This is a genomic window from Streptomyces cupreus, from assembly GCF_014257025.1.
Taxonomy (GTDB): Bacteria; Actinomycetota; Actinomycetes; order Streptomycetales; family Streptomycetaceae; genus Streptomyces; species Streptomyces cupreus.
The window spans coordinates 343,097-358,283 of sequence record NZ_JACMSF010000001.1 but is presented as its reverse complement, the minus strand read 5'-3'; the positions used below and the strand labels follow the sequence as shown (position 1 = coordinate 358,283).

The window sequence follows — 15,187 nt, the reverse complement described above, 5'->3', positions numbered from 1 at the left end:
GACTACAACCCCGAGCAGTGACCCGAGGAGGTCTGGGCCGAGGACATGCGCCTGATGCGCGAGGCCGGGGTGACCATGGTCAGCGTCGGCATCTTCTCCTGGGCCCTGCTGGAACCCGCGGAGGAGGTGTACGACTTCTCCCGCATGGACAGGATCCTCGATCTGCTGCACGAGAACGGCATCGCCGCCGACCTCGCCACCCCGACGGCGGCCCCACCGGCCTGGTTCTTCCGCGCCCACCCCGACGCGCTGCCCGTCGACCGGGACGGCCGCAGAATGTCGTACGGCAGCCGCCAGACCTTCTGCCCGTCCAGCCCGGCCTACCGCACCGCGGCGCTGCGCATCGCGGGTGAGCTCGCCCGGCGTTACGCCGACCACCCGGCCCTCGCCATGTGGCACGTACACAACGAGTACGGCTGCCACAACGCCGAGTGCCACTGCGACGAGAGCGCGGCCGCTTTCCGGCGCTGGCTGCGCGCGAAGTACGGCGATGACCTGGACGCGCTCAACCACTCCTGGGGCACGACGTTCTGGAGCCAGTGGTACTACGACTGGGAGGAGATCCTGCCGCCCCGCACCACTGGAGCCGCCCCCAACCCGACTCACCGGCTGGACTGGCGCCGCTTCTGCTCGGACGAACTGCTGTCGCTGTTCACCGCCGAACGCGACGTGCTCCGCCGTGCCGCGCCGGGCATTCCGGCCACCACCAACTTCATGGTGAACTTCAGTATCGAGGCACTGGACTACTGGCGCTGGGCGCCCGAGCTGGACATTGTCTCCAACGACCACTACCTGCGCTCCACCGACCCCGAGTCGGAGATCGACGTCGCTCTCTGCGGCGACGTGGTGCGCTCCATGGCAGGCGGCCCCTGGCTGCTGATGGAGCACTCCACCGGGGCCATCAACTGGCAGCCGGTGAACCGGGCGAAGCGGCCCGGCGAGATGCGCCGCAACGCCCTCACCCACGTCGCGCACGGCGCCGACGGCATCGCCTACTTCCAGTGGCGGGCCGCCAAGGCAGGCGCCGAACAGTGGCACTCGGCGATGCTGCCGCACGCGGGCACGGACAGGCAGATCTGGCAGGACGTCGTTCAACTCGGCGCTGATCTCGAGGCGTTGGCGGAAGTCCGTGGCAGTACCGTAGCCGCCGACGTGGCCATCGTCTGGGACTGGAACGCCCGCTGGGCCCTGGAACTCCCCCCCAGCCCAGCTCCGAACTCCGCTTCGAGGACCTCGTCCGAGACTGGTACACGCCCCTGTGGCGCGCAGGCGTGGCCGTCGACTTCGTACGCCCCGACACGGACCTGTCCCCCTACCGCCTGGTCCTCGCCCCCAGCCTCTACCTGATCGACGATGCGGGCGCCGCGAACCTCACCGGCTTCGCGGAGCGCGGCGGCACCCTTGCCGTCGGTTTCCGCAGCGGCGCGGTCGACGAGAACTGCCACGCCCGGCTCGGCGGTTACCCCGGCGCTTTCCGGGACGCCCTCGGGGTGCGGACGAACTGTTCCCGCTGCTTCCCGACGAGCCCCGACAACTGATGGGTCAGGTCCCCGAGAACGCCACCGCCGCCCTGTGGTCCGAACGCCTCCGGCTCACGAGCGCCGAGCCCATCTCCTCCTACGCCGACGGCCCACTGGCCGGCGTACCGGCCGTGACGAGGAACGCCCACGGCACGGGCACCGCCTGGTACCTGGCCACTCGTCCCGATCCGGTCACCCTGGGGGCGCTGTTGGACCGTATCCGGGACGAGGCCGACGTCCGGCCTGTCCTCGCCACCGCACCGAACGGCATCGAGGCCGTTCGCCGCAGCGGGGCCGACGCGGACTACCTGTTTCTGATCGACCACTCGGGAGCCGGCGCCGAGGTCCCGGCCGACGGCGTGGAGCTCCTCACCGGCAAGCCCGTCCACGGATCGGTCACCGTGCCCGCCGGGGGCGTCGCCGTGGTGCGCGAGACGCGCCGAAACCAGTCGCCACAAACCGGGAGAATACATCCCCGTTCCAGGTGACGAATTTGTTCCCAGACCCTTGACGCCCTTCTTATGACTGCGTAGACATGTCAGCGCAGTCAGACGGACATCAAACAGCAGTGGTTCGGATCACGATCCTCGGGAGACACCATGGCGCGAGAGGCAACGCGGGGCGGAAGTTCCGGCGCACCGCGCAGCGTGGATGTGGCCCGCATGGCGGGCGTATCGCAGAAGACAGTGTCCCGTGTCTTCAACGACGAGCCATATGTCTCCGCCGACGTGCGCCGACGCGTTCTCGAAGCTGCCGAGGAACTCGGATACCGACCGAACAACGCCGCCCGAGCGCTGGCTTCCGGACGTACGCGGTCCATCGGTGTCGTGACGCTGGGAACCGCCCTGTACGGGCCCGCCTCACTGATCATGGGGGTCGAGCGCGCCGCACGGGACACGGGGTACGCGCTTCGCGTGGTCAACACGATGGAAGGCGACCCCGCGGGAGTCGCCGGCGCGGTGGAGTCGCTCCTCGATCAGGGCGTGGACGGCATCGTCATCTCCGAGCCGATCGACGAGGGGCATGAGGGAGACCTGTCGGCCCGACTCGACATGCCCGTCCTCGTTCTCGGCGCGCCGCCGATGCTCACACCCAGGGCATTGGCCGCCGGCACCGGCGCCGATCTGATGGCGCGAACGGCCACCGAGCACCTGCTGGACCTGGGGCACGCCACCGTTCGCCACCTCGCCGGGCCACAGCGGTGGTACGCCGCCCGGGACCGCTTGGAGGGCTGGCGGGCGGCGCTCACCGCGCACGGCAGAACGGTGCCGCCCGTCGTCGAGGGTGACTGGTCGGCCGCGTCCGGCTACGCGGCGGGCCGCGAACTGGCCTCGGACGGCGAGGTGACCGCGGTGTTCGCTGCCAACGACGACATGGCGATCGGCCTCATCCGGGCACTGGCGGAAGCAGGCCGCCGTGTGCCGGAGGACGTCAGCGTCGTCGGCTTCGACGACATCCCCGTGGCCCCCTATGTGACCCCTCCTCTCACCACGATGCGTCAGCCGTTCGACGCCGTGGCGCAGGAGGGACTCAAGCGCCTCGTCCATGCCATCGAGAATCCACAGGCGCTCCCCTTGCCGGCGAGCGATCCCCCGGTCCACCTCGTGATCCGCAGTTCGACCGCGCCCCCTTCGACCCGGACGACCCCACGTCATGGTCGGCATACCGCCTCTCCTACGAGCGGAACCCGGCACAGTCCAGACCTGAACGGAGGTGCCTCGGCCCACGACTGAACAGCGCAGACCAGCCCGCGCCGCCTTCGTCAGTTCCAGGCGCGTGGCACTGAGGCGAGCCGCCGTATCGGTCTCCGCTCGCTTCCCCTTCCCCCGAGCGCGCCCGCACATGTGCGGACACCCCCGTTGCGCGAGCAACGCGTCTCCCCGCCTTCACGCGGCAGCCCCAGACCAGGTTCGCCGCAACGAACGGTTCACAGCTCCACCCGTTGCTTCCCCGAGCCGCGGCTTCCGCCCCACCGGTAGGTGGGCCGCCCACCGGGCCAAGTCCGTCTGAAACGTGTGTCCGTGCCATGGCGACGTCACGTCCTGGCCGTCACGCCCAAAGCCTTTCTCGTCTCCCTCGTTGCGCACGTCCTAGCCCGGCGTGCCTTTTCCTCAGCCATTGGCGGGAGTTCACCATGCACAGAGCCAGCTTCACCCCCAGCACCTCCCAGATGAGCCGCCGACTCTTCCTCACCGCCGCGTCAGCGGTGTCGCTCGGAGCCGCACTGACCGCCTGCGGCGGCAGCGGCGGCGGCGGCGGCGGCGGCGGTTCAGCCTCCTCCGCCAAGCCGGTCAGCCAGACCGACATCGACGAGGCCATGAAGACTCCGACCGAGCTGACGTTCTGGACCTGGGTCCCCGACATCGAGCAGGAGATCGCGCTCTTCGAGAAGAAGTACCCGGCGATCAAGGTCAAGGTCGTCAACGCGGGCCAGGGCGTGGACCATTACACGAAACTGCGCACGGCGATCAAGGCCGGCGAGGGCGCGCCTGATGTGGCCCAGATGGAGTATCAGGCCATTCCCACGTTCACGATCACGGACAGCCTCCTGGACCTGAGCCCGTACGGCGCGTCCAAGCTGAAGGACACGTTCGTCGACTGGACGTGGGGGCAGGTCAGCGGCCCCGAGGGCGAGATCTGGGCGATCCCGCAGGACACCGGCCCGATGGGCATGCTGTACCGGGCGGACATCTTCGACAAGCACGGCATCGAGCCGCCGAAGACCTGGGACGATTTCGCCGCCGCGGCACGCAAGCTGCACAAGGCCGACCCGGACGTCTACCTGACCAACCTGGCCGCGAACGAGGCCGCCGCCTGGCACGGTCTGCTGTGGCAGGCGGGAGCGAAGCCATACGCGACCTCCGGCAAGGGCAACGTCTCCATCAACGTCAACGACGAGATCTCCAAGAAACTGGCGGCATACTGGGGCGGGCTGGCCCAGGAGGGAGTCATCGGCGTCGAGCCGGACTTCACCGACGCCTGGTTCTCCGCCCTCAACAAGGGCAAGTACGCCACCTGGATCACCGCCGCCTGGGGGCCGGTCTTTCTCTCCGGCTCGGCCAAGTCCACCGCGGGCAAGTGGCGGGCGGCACCCCTGCCGCAATGGGACGCGGCGAAGCCGAGCTCGGGCAACTGGGGCGGCTCGACCAGCGCGGTCATCAAGGCGACCAAGAACCCGATCGCCGCGGCGGTGTTCGCGCAGTTCCTCAACAGCGACCCGGAGAGCGCGAAGCTCTTCAGCACCAAGCAGTCGTTCTTCCCGGCGACGAAGCCACTGCTCGCCGACCCCTCCTTCGCCGGCAACGCGTCCGCCTTCTACGGCGGGCAGAAGGTCAACCAGTTGTTCGCCGAGATCGGCGATACGGTCAGCCTCGACTTCCAGTGGCCGCCGTTCCTCGACCAGGCCGTCACCGACTGGACCGAGACCGTCGGCACGTCCCTCGCCAGGAAGAAGGACACCGTCGCCGCTCTCGACGCGTGGCAGACGCGGCTCACCACGTACGCCGAGAAGCAGGGCTTCACCGTCCAGGCCCCGTGAGGTCCGGCGGGTCCCGTGCTCCGACACCCCACCGGCAGGACACGGGACCCGCACCCGGTCAGCACACGTCTCTCCCCCTCAGAAAGGCCCGATGATGACCGCCACAACCGCGGCCTCCACCGAGGACCCGCGCCGAGCGGGGCCGAAGCGTCGCCGGCTCGGTGGCCCGCGTCATGGTGCGGCAGGTCCACTGTTCGTCGCACCGTTCATGGTGCTGTTCCTGCTGATGTTCGTCACTCCGCTCGGCTACGCCGCCTACCTCAGCCTCTTCCAGGAACGGCTCATAGGCGGCACCACGTTCGTCGGGCTGGACAACTACGTGACCGCGCTGAAGGACCCGCTCCTCAGAGAAGGGGTCCTGCGGGTCGCGGCGTTCTTCGCGATCCAGGTCCCGCTGATGCTGCTGCTGGCCCTGCTCTTCGCGCTCGCCCTCGACAGCGGCCTGCTGCGGCTCGCGCGGGTGATCCGCCTGGGCATCTTCGTCCCCTACGCCGTCCCGAGTGTGGTCGCCACCCTGATGTGGGGCTACCTCTACGGGCCGGACTTCGGGCCGTTCGCCCAGCTGGGCGAGAAGTTCGACCTGCCGGTCCCCCACTTCCTCAGCGACGGTTGGATGCTCAGTAGCCTGGCGAACGTCGTGACCTGGGAGTTCGTCGGCTACAACATGATCATCCTGTACGCGGCCCTGCGTACCGTCCCCCAGGAGCTGTACGAGGCCGCCGCGATGGACGGCGCCGGCGCCTGGCGGATCGCCTGGTCCATCAAGCTCCCCGCCCTGCGCCCGGCGCTCCTGCTCACCCTGTTGTTCTCCGTGATCGGCAGCTTCCAGCTGTTCAACGAGCCGAAGCTGCTGCAGGACATCGCGCCCGACGTCATCGACAGTTCGTACACCGCGAACCTCTACGCCTACTCCCTCGCCTTCACCGGACAGCAGGTCAACTACGCGGCCGCGGTGTCCTTCCTCCTCGGTCTGGTCATCGTGATCTTCTCCTACGTCGTCCTGTTCACCGCGAACCGCAGGAGGACCTCATGACGACCACAAGTCCCCCGGCCGCGTCCTCCCAAGCGGCGCTGAACAGCACCGCGACCGGCACGCCCCGCCCAACTCACCCGCGTAGACGATCGGTCCGCCGCCACAGCACACCGCTGACCATCGTCATGCTGGCCGTCCTCGCCTACTTCCTCCTGCCGCTGTTCTGGCTGGCCGTGGCGTCGACCAAGAGCACCCAGGACCTGTTCACCTCCTTCGGACTGTGGTTCTCGCGCTCTCCGCAGCTGCTGGAGAACATCCGGGAGACCGTGACGCACGACGACGGGGTCTTCCTGCACTGGCTGCTCAACACGGTCCTGTACTCCGTGGGCAGCGCGCTCGGTGCCGCACTCCTGGCGGCGGCCGCCGGATACGGGTTCGCCAAGTACCGGTTCCGCGGCAACAACGCCGCCTTCTCGTCGGTGCTCGGCGCCATCATGATCCCGCCCACCGCCCTGGCCATCCCGACCTATCTGCTCTTCGCGAAGGTGGACCTGGTCAACACCCCCTGGGCGATCGTCCTGCCCTCACTCGTCAGCCCGTTCGGCCTCTACCTCATGCGCATCTACGCCGAGGACGCCGTACCGGACAGCATCCTGGAGGCCGCGCGCATCGACGGGGCGGGCGAGCTGCGGATCTTCCTCACGATCGCGCTGCGGCTGCTGGCCCCCGGCCTGGTGACCGTCGTTCTCTTCACGCTCGTCGCGACCTGGAACAACTACTTCCTGCCGCTGATCATGCTCAACGACCCGCGGCTGTACCCCGTGACGGTCGGCCTCTCCTCCTGGGCTTCCCAGGCCGTCGGCGGCGGATCCGGGGCCAACAGCAACATGCTCGCCCTGGTCACGACCGGCTCGCTGCTCTCACTCATCCCGCTCGTCATCGCCTTCCTGCTCCTTCAGCGGAACTGGCAGAGCGGTCTGGCCACCGGCGGCGTCAAGCAGTGATGCGCCGCCGGCGCACAGACCACCACGCCCCATTCGACTCTTCGGAGGTCTCCCTCATGGCGGTTCTGCCCGCCCGCATCCTGTTCGGTGCCGCGTACTACCACGAGTACACACCCGCCTACGACCCCGAACTGCGGCCCGACGAACGGCTGAAGACCGACCTCGACCTGATGGTCGAAGCCAATTTCACCGTCATCCGGGTCGGTGAGTCGGTCTGGTCGACCTGGGAGCCGGAGAACGGCCGGTTCGACCTCGACTGGCTACAGCCGGTCCTCGACGGCGCCCACGAACGCGGCATCTCCGTCATCCTCGGCACGCCGACCTATGCCGTGCCGCCGTGGCTGGCCCGCCAGTACCCGGAGATCACGGGCGAGCGGCGCACCGGCGAACGCATCGGCTGGGGCGCCCGCCAGGAGGCCGACTTCACCCACCCCGCCTTCCGCTTCCATGCGGAGCGCGTCATCCGCAAGATCGTTGCCCGGTACACCGACCACCCGGCGGTCATCGGCTGGCAGGTGGACAACGAGCCCGGCCTGCACCTCTTCCACAACCACGGCGTCTTCCAGCGCTTCGTGGACCACCTGCGCGACAAGTACGGCGACATCGAGACCCTCAACCGCGAGTGGGGCCTGGTCTACTGGTCGCACCGCCTGTCCACCTGGGCCGACCTGTGGACGCCGGACGGCAACGAGCAGCCTCAGTACGACGTCGCGTGGCGGGAGTTCCAGGCCCGGCAGGTCACCGAGTTCATCGGCTGGCAGGCCGACATCGTCCGCGACTACGCCCGCCCGGAGCAGTTCGTCACCACCTGCATCTCCTACACCCGCAACGGGGTGGAGGACGACGAGATGTCGGACCGCCTCGACATCGCCTCCGGCAACCCGTACTACGACATGCAGGACGGCCTGCTCCTCCCCGACCCGACGCCCGACGAGCACGAACAGGTCTGGAAGACCACCGGCGTGTGGTCGATGTACCAGACCGCCGACTGGATGTTCTCCTCCCGCCAGGAACCGTTCCTGGTCACCGAGACCAACGCGAACTCCATCGGCTTCTGCTGGGACAACCGCCCCGGGTACGACGGCCAGTGGCGGCAGGCCGCCTGGGCGCATGTGGCACGCGGCGCCCGGATGATCGAGTACTGGCAGTGGCAGACCCTGCGCTTCGGCGCGGAGACCTACTGGGGTGGCGTCCTCCCGCACAGCGGACAGCCGGGCCGTACGTTCGCCGAAATCGCCCGTCTGGGAGCCGAGTTCGACAAGGCGGGCCCGCTCGTCGCCGGAATCGAGCCGGACACCGACATCGCGATGGTCTACTCGATGCCGAGCAAATGGCTGATGCAGAAGTACCCGCCGCTGTCCAAGCCGGACGGCGCCCCCGACCCGGCCTCCTACCACCGCATCTTCGACCCCTTCTACCGGGGCGCCTTCGACGCGGGCCGCCAGGTGCGGATCGTCCACGCCCGGCAGCTGCACGACCCGAGCGGCCGACGGGAGGGGATGACGCCCGAGGAAGCCGTGCGGCGCCACCCGGTCCTCGTCGCCCCGGCCCTGTACGTCGTCGACGACACCACGGTCGACTGGCTCGCGGCCTACGCCCACGCGGGCGGCCACCTCGTACTCGGCCCGCGCACCGCCTACGCCGACCACGAGGCCCGCGCCCGGCACGAACCGGCCCCCGGGCGTCTCACCAAGGCCGCGGGCGTCCGGTACGACGAGTTCAGCAACCTCGCCCAGGACGTTCCGGTCCGCACCGTCCCCGGCGGTCCGCTCGACCTGCCCGCAGATGCGACGGCGACGCACTGGATCGAGGGCCTCATCGTCATCGACGCCGACGTGCTGGCCTCGTACGACCACCCGCACTTCGGCCGCTGGCCGGCCGTCACCACACGTCGCCATGGCCAGGGACGCGTCACCTGCGTGGGCACCGTGCCCGGCCGCGACCTCGCCCGGGCGCTGGCCGCCTGGCTGGCTCCGGCCTCGCGCGAGGGATGGCAGGGTCTGCCCGCGTCCGTGACCGCGACGACCGGTACGTCACCCGGCGGCCGCCGCGTGCACATCGTGCACAACTGGAGCTGGGAGCCCACACGCGTCCAGGCCCCGGTTGCCCTGTCCGATGTCCTGACCGACGACCCCATACGGGCCGGCACCCCGCTGGACCTGAACGCGTGGGACGTACGTGTCTTCGTGTCCGCCGACACCACCACCCCAACCCCGTAAGCAAGTTGGAGGAACCATGCAGAGAAGAAGAGTGGGGAAGGCGCTGGGCACCTTCACCGCCGCGACTGCGCTGCTGGCCATACCCGCGTCCGGTGCGCAGGCGTACAACCCGACGGGCGGGACCCTGTACCAGCTCGGTAGCGAACCCTGCCTGAAGGGGCGGGGCAACTGCGCGGTCTACCCCAAGGCGGCGCAGTTGCCGAGCGGACGTCTGGTCGCGTCGTTCGAGAAGTCCACCGTTGTCGCGGAGACCGGAAGCGCCGACAAGCAGACCCTCCCGGTCTACAAGAGCGACGACGACGGCACGACCTGGCAGCCCCTGTCCGAGGTCAAGGCCCCGGCGTACATCTCCAGCGACCCCAAGTACGCGAAGTACACGAGCAACTGGACCAACCCGTTTCTCTACGCGCTCCCGCAGGATGTCGGGGACCTGAAGCAGGGCACGCTGCTGCTCGCGAGTGTCGTGTCGGGCGACGACGAGTACTACAAGGAGCGCAAGGCGGCCGACCCGAACTGGATCCCGTCCAACGACGGCGACCGCAGGGATCTGGCGATCGCCCTGTACTCCAGCACCGATGACGGCGCCACGTGGAAGATCCTCAACATCGTCGCGACAGGCGGCTGGCAGGGCGGCAGCGCGGGGGCCCTCGGCCAGAACTTCGCGAACGCCAACACGAACCAGCAGGTGGACCCGCTCTGGGAGCCGTACCTGATGGTCCACAAGGGCCGGCTCGTCTGCTACTACTCCGACGAGAACGACTACACCGGCTTCGACCCGAACACCGGCGTCCCGACCCTGGACCCCGCCAACGACACCGCCAAGGACTCGCTCGGCCAGATCCTCGTGCACAAGACCTGGGACGGCCGCGATACGAACTGGAGCGCGCCCGTCGTCGACATCGCCGGGCTGACCCAGGACATGGGAGGCGGCAAGACGGAGATCGGGGGCGGAAGGCCCGGCATGACGAACGTCGTCCGCACGACGGACGGCAAGTGGATGATCACCTACGAGTACTGGGGCGGCGGCGCCAACACCAGATACCGGATCGCCGACGACCCGCTGAAGTTCTACACCGGCTCGCCCACCGGTACGGGAGTCAACTCACTGCCGGTCGAAACCGGTTCGCGCACGCTCTCGATGAACGGGAGCCCGGTCCTCATCAAGCTCCCCGGCGGGCGTCTGGTCTACAACGCCGCGGGCAGCGGCAACGTCTGGGTCAACGAGAGCGGACGCAGCGACGGCGAGTGGAAGGAGTACCAGACGACGTCCCAGGCCGGCTACAGCCGCAACCTGACGTACGTCGAAGGCACCGGCCGCGTCTCGATCCTCAACAACCAGGGCACATCCACGCTCAGGTTCGCCGAGGTCGACCTCGGCGACTCCGCGGGCGCCTACTACCAGCTGGTCAACCGCAAGACCGACCAGGTGATCGGCACCGGGAACAACAGCAACGACGCGAACCTCGGCAACGGCGACGTTCCCGACGTCCGTCTGGAAGCCCCCGGCTCCGCGGGCGACCCGGACACGCAGTACTGGCACATCATGACCGAACCGAACGGTGGGAAGACGCTGCTGAACAAGTCGGGCGGACGCGCGGCAGCCATCTGGACCGGGAACGCGACGGCCGGACAGAAGATCGGGCAGTGGGTGGACAACAGCGCCACGGGCAGCTGGAACCTCGTCCAGACCGACGACGGGTTCTACAAACTGCAGTCCGTCAAGAACCCGAACCTGTACCTGACCGGAGCCTCCGCCGGGGCGCAGCTGACCTTGCAGAACGCGGTCACGGACGGCTCCCAGGACTGGGAGCTCGTTCAGTAGGCACGATTTCTGGGGGCCTGACAGGCCGAGCGGCCGGGGCCCGGTGACGGAACCGGGCCCTGCCACTTCAGCATCAGCACACAGCCGCCACTTCGAACGGTGTTCGACCATACGGGCTCTGTTTCGCTGAACAGGTCGGAGTGGAGGGCCCCAAGCGCCGCGCGTCAGCTTCCGCACCGGTGCACTCCTGCCCGCACACATGACCTCGGGCGGAAAGGCTCTGCTCGCCCAGCTGCCGCCGCCCGTGGGCGCCGTCGCCGTGGCAGCGCCGTCCGCCCGCTGCCCCAGGGGCCGACTGACCGAACTGGCCCAGCCGCTGCTCGCGGTGGCGCGGGACATCGGCCGCGGACTGTGACCGTCAGGAACGGCGGCATGCCCTGGACAGCAGGGGGGCGGGTACCCCTTGACCTCGTCTACGAGCTCTCGAAGCCCGGCGTCAGGACTGGCCGTTGCCTGCGATCCTCAGGGCCGTCCGAGTGGCCGCGGGTTCGTACTCGGGGGCGATGTCCGCCAGCACGCTCAGCGCGGTGCATGCCCGACCCTCTTCGAGCCACTGAGCCGCCGCTGCGCGAGCCGTCATGGTGGTCTGACGCATATAGCCGCGCCCGGAACTATGTAGTCCCGCCACATGTGCGCCTGACCTGCGTGTTTCTACGGTGTGCCGACACGTACCCGTCCCCACCGCACACGAGGAAGTGGCGCACATGGCCTCCGCAGCAACCGCACCACCGACACCCAGCAGCCTCAAGCGCATTGTCGCCGCCAGCCTCATCGGCACGACCATCGAGTGGTACGACTTCTTCCTGTACGGTGCCGCCGCCGCACTGGTCTTCAACACGCTGTTCTTCCCCGACTCCGACCCGCTCGTCGGCACCCTGCTCTCCTTCCTGACCTACGCCGTCGGTTTCGCCGCCCGGCCCATCGGCGCTCTCGTCTTCGGTCACTACGGCGACCGGCTGGGACGCAAGAAGCTGCTGGTCCTCAGCCTGCTGCTGATGGGCGGTGCCACCTTCGCCATCGGGCTGCTGCCCACCCACGACACCATCGGCACCGCCGCTCCGGTGCTGCTGACCGTGCTGCGGCTCGTCCAGGGCTTCGCCCTCGGCGGTGAGTGGGGCGGTGCCGTGCTGCTGGTCTCCGAGCACGGGGACGCGCGGCGGCGCGGGTTCTGGGCCTCGTGGCCGCAGACCGGCGCCCCGGCCGGGCAGCTCCTGGCCACCGGCGTGCTGGCCTCGCTGACGGCGCTTCAGAGCGACGCCACGTTCGAGTCCTGGGGCTGGCGCGTGCCGTTCCTGCTCTCCGGTGTGCTGGTGATCGTCGGGATGTGGATCCGGCTTTCGGTCGACGAGTCGCCGGTGTTCAAGGCGGCGCTGGCGCAGGCCGAGGCGCGCAAGGCCGAGCAGGCCGTCGAGAAGATGCCGCTGGTCGCCGTGTTGCGGCACCACTGGAAGGACGTGCTCATCGCGATGGGCGCGCGGATGGCCGAGAACATCTCGTACTACGTGATCACGGCCTTCATCCTGGTATACGCCGTGGAGGACACGGGTCTGGAGAAGCAGACCGCCCTCAACGCCGTCCTGATCGCCTCCGCGATCCACTTCGCGGTGATCCCGGGCTGGGGCGCGCTGTCCGACCGGGTGGGCCGGCGCCCGGTCTATCTGCTGGGCGCGCTCGGTATGGGCGCCTGGGCGTTCCCCTTCTTCGCCCTCGTCGACACCGAGAGCTTCGGTCTGCTGATCGTCGCGGTGACGGTGGGTCTGGTATTCCACGGGGCGATGTACGCGCCGCAGGCGGCGTTCTTCTCCGAGATGTTCGCGACGCGGATGCGCTACTCGGGCGCGTCGATCGGTGCGCAGTTCGCCTCCGTCGCGGCCGGCGCTCCGGCACCGCTCATCGCGACGGCGCTGCTGGCGGAGTCCGGCGGCTCGACCCTGATCTCGCTGTACCTGCTGGCCGCGGTGGCCATCACCCTCGTCGCCATCCTGGCGGCCCGCGAGACCCGCCACCGCGACCTGGCGCAGATCGGCGCCACCGACTCCCCGCAGAACACCACGGACACGGCCGCGGTCCGCTGAGGCCGCCAAAGTCGCCGTGGACACCGGGCGCCGCCTGCCCCCGAGCAGGCGGCGCCCGCCTCCGTGTCCTCAGGGCGCGTCGGAAGCCGAACCGGTCAGCCCGTCAGCCGGTGCAGCCGCAGCGCCAGCTGGATCTCCAGGGCGCGGGCCGGGCTCTGCCAGTCGTCGCCGAGGAGGCGGCCGACGCGTTCCAGGCGCTGGGCGACGGTGTTCACATGGACGTGCAGGTCGTCCTTGGTGCGGGCGGGGCTCATCCCGCTGGCGAAGTAGGCGTCGAGGGTGCGGACCAGGTCGGTGCCGCGGCGTTCGTCGTAGGCCACGACCTGGCCGATGGTGCGCTCCACGAAGCCGGTGATGTCCCGGTCGCCGGCCAGCAGCAGACCGACGAAGCCGAAGTCCTCGGCGGCGGCGCCGTCTCCGCGGCGGCCGAGCAGCCTGAGGGCGTCTAGGCAGCGGCGGCCCTCCTCGTAGGCGGCGGCCACGGCGTCGGGGTAGGTGGCGAGGTCCTCCACGGGGGCGGAGGCGCCGACGGTGACCGTCTCCTGGACGGCGGTGCCCAGTTGGTGGGCGGTGCGGCGGGCCAGGTCGGTGGCGGTGTCGCCCCGTTCCAGGGGCAGCAGCAGGACGGTGCCGCCGTCCCGGGCCGCGGCCAGGCCGTGCCGGGTGGCGGCGAGATGCGAGGCGGCGGACCACAGGCGGCGGCGGGCGGCGGCCTCCTGGTCGGCGTCGGCGGCGGGGCCGTCGAGGCGGGCGGCGAGCACGACATGGGTGGCGTCGAGGTCGGCGTCGAGCCGGGCGGCGCGCTCGCGCAGCAGGCGCGGGTCGCGGTCGCGGCCGTCCAGCAGGTCGTCCAACAGCTCACCGCGGACCCGCTGTTCGGCCTCGGCGGCGGAGCGCCTGGCGAGCAGCAGCAGCGAGGTGACCATGGCGGCACGCTCCAGTGTGCGCTGGTCGACGGGGTCGAGTCCGGGGTGGCCGCGCAGCACGAGCGCGCCGAGGAGTTCACCACCCGCGGCCACGGCCGCGATCCAGTCGTCCTGGTGCCGTACGGCGTGTCCTTCGGCGCGGGAGGTCTCCAGCGCGCGGGCGGGGGCGCTCTCGGTGAACTCGACGGTGCCGTCGAGGACTTCGGAGACGGCAGCGGCCACGTCGTGCACCCCGCCGCCGCGCAGTACGAGTTCGGCGAGCCGGTCGTGCACGTCGGAGGCCCGCTCGATGACGCCGCTGCGGTCCCGGATGATCTCGTTGGCGCGCTCCAGGTCGGCGAGGGCAGAGCGGGTCTCGGTGAGCAGGTTTGCGGTGTCGATGGCGGCGGCGGCCAGGGCGGCGAAGGAGCCCAGCAGCGCGATCTGCTCCCGTTCGAAGACCCGGGCCCGCCGGTCCGCCGCGAACAGCACGCCGATGACGTGGTGCCCGAGCATCAGCGGCACCCCGCAGATCGCCACCAGGCCCTCGTCCCGCACCCCGGCGTCGATGCTGAGGGTGTGCCGGAACCGGTCGTCCTGGAAGTAGTCGTCCGTGACGTAGGGGCGCGCCGTCTGGGCGACGAGACCGCCGAGTCCCTCCCCCATGCCGAGGCGCAGTTGCTGGAAGCGGGCGGCGACCGAGCCCTCGGTCACCCGCATATAGGTGTCGCCGCGCTTGGGGTCGTTGAGGCTGAGGTAGGCGACATCGGTGCCGAGCAGTGACCGGGCGCGCTGCACGATCGCCTGGAGTACGGCGTCCAGGTCCCGGAGGCCCGCGAGATCGTGGGCGGTCTCGAAGAGGGCGGACAGCTCGGCCTCGCGTCGGCGCCGTCCCTCCAGCTCGGAACGGACGCGCAGGGCGAGCAGCTTCGCCGCTTCCAGCGCGGCTATCCGCTCGGCGGGCTGTCCCTCGGCGCGGGCGAGCAGCACCGGCTGCTCGTAGGCGTCGGCCGAGGCGCCTCGGGCCAGCAGTTCGAGGAACGGCGCCTCGGCACCGCCGTCCGGCGAAGGGCCGGCGGAGCGCTCTGCGGACTGCACGTGATCGCGGGACATGCTCACAGGATTCCTCAT

At 69.8% G+C, this 15,187-nt stretch carries 12 protein-coding genes and 1 pseudogene; 11 read left to right on the top strand and 2 right to left on the bottom strand.

All coding sequences use genetic code 11. From position 1 onward, the window contains the following. The first annotated feature begins 45 nt into the window (after window positions 1-45). From H4N64_RS46680 to H4N64_RS01505, 10 genes and pseudogenes are all read left to right on the top strand, one after another. Window positions 46-1,347: a beta-galactosidase gene (locus H4N64_RS46680; RefSeq protein ID WP_418896237.1), complete on the top strand. Its 1,302-nt coding sequence runs from the start codon at window positions 46-48 to the stop codon at window positions 1,345-1,347. Then, window positions 1,257-1,699: pseudogene (locus H4N64_RS46675) on the top strand (beta-galactosidase); the annotation flags it as partial. The gene H4N64_RS46680 and the pseudogene H4N64_RS46675, both read left to right, overlap by 91 nt. Window positions 1,700-1,729: 30 nt before the next feature. After that, window positions 1,730-2,008: a Beta-galactosidase C-terminal domain gene (locus tag H4N64_RS46670; protein WP_418896238.1), complete on the top strand. Its 279-nt coding sequence runs from the start codon at window positions 1,730-1,732 to the stop codon at window positions 2,006-2,008. Window positions 2,009-2,167: 159 nt separating this feature from the next. Next, window positions 2,168-3,253 (top strand): substrate-binding domain-containing protein, encoded by a 1,086-nt coding sequence (locus tag H4N64_RS01535; protein WP_186280263.1) that lies wholly within the window; start codon window positions 2,168-2,170, stop codon window positions 3,251-3,253. A gap of 401 nt (window positions 3,254-3,654) precedes the next feature. Continuing rightward, window positions 3,655-5,058, top strand: a complete 1,404-nt coding sequence (locus H4N64_RS01530; protein ID WP_186280134.1) for an ABC transporter substrate-binding protein — start codon at window positions 3,655-3,657, stop codon at window positions 5,056-5,058. A 94-nt stretch (window positions 5,059-5,152) separates the two neighbouring features. Further along, the gene (locus tag H4N64_RS01525; protein WP_186280261.1) at window positions 5,153-6,091 is read left to right on the top strand and encodes a carbohydrate ABC transporter permease; all 939 of its coding nucleotides are present in this window, start codon (window positions 5,153-5,155) and stop codon (window positions 6,089-6,091) included. After that, window positions 6,088-7,035: a carbohydrate ABC transporter permease gene (locus tag H4N64_RS01520; protein ID WP_186280132.1), complete on the top strand. Its 948-nt coding sequence runs from the start codon at window positions 6,088-6,090 to the stop codon at window positions 7,033-7,035. Before H4N64_RS01525 ends, H4N64_RS01520 begins: the two co-directional genes overlap by 4 nt. Before the next feature lie 56 nt (window positions 7,036-7,091). After that, window positions 7,092-9,254 carry a beta-galactosidase gene (locus tag H4N64_RS01515; RefSeq protein WP_186280130.1) on the top strand — a complete coding sequence of 721 codons (2,163 nt, stop codon included), beginning with the start codon at window positions 7,092-7,094 and terminating at the stop codon, window positions 9,252-9,254. 16 nt (window positions 9,255-9,270) lie between these two features. Then, window positions 9,271-11,076, top strand: coding sequence for an RICIN domain-containing protein (locus tag H4N64_RS01510; RefSeq protein ID WP_186280128.1), 1,806 nt, complete (start codon window positions 9,271-9,273; stop codon window positions 11,074-11,076). Between the two features lie 199 nt (window positions 11,077-11,275). Next, window positions 11,276-11,431: a hypothetical protein gene (locus H4N64_RS01505; RefSeq protein WP_260859490.1), complete on the top strand. Its 156-nt coding sequence runs from the start codon at window positions 11,276-11,278 to the stop codon at window positions 11,429-11,431. Window positions 11,432-11,512: 81 nt separating this feature from the next. On the opposite strand, the gene H4N64_RS01500 is transcribed toward H4N64_RS01505, so the two are convergent. Beyond that, window positions 11,513-11,656, bottom strand: coding sequence for a hypothetical protein (locus H4N64_RS01500; protein WP_260859489.1), 144 nt, complete (start codon window positions 11,654-11,656; stop codon window positions 11,513-11,515). A gap of 124 nt (window positions 11,657-11,780) precedes the next feature. On the opposite strand from H4N64_RS01500, the gene H4N64_RS01495 reads away from it, so the two are divergent. Then, a complete protein-coding gene (locus tag H4N64_RS01495; RefSeq protein WP_186280126.1) occupies window positions 11,781-13,151 on the top strand; it encodes an MFS transporter in 1,371 nt (456 codons plus the stop codon). 95 nt (window positions 13,152-13,246) lie between these two features. On the opposite strand, the gene H4N64_RS01490 is transcribed toward H4N64_RS01495, so the two are convergent. Beyond that, complete coding sequence (locus H4N64_RS01490; RefSeq protein ID WP_186280124.1) at window positions 13,247-15,169, bottom strand: helix-turn-helix domain-containing protein; 1,923 nt, start codon at window positions 15,167-15,169, stop codon at window positions 13,247-13,249. Between the last annotated feature and the right edge of the window lie 18 nt (window positions 15,170-15,187).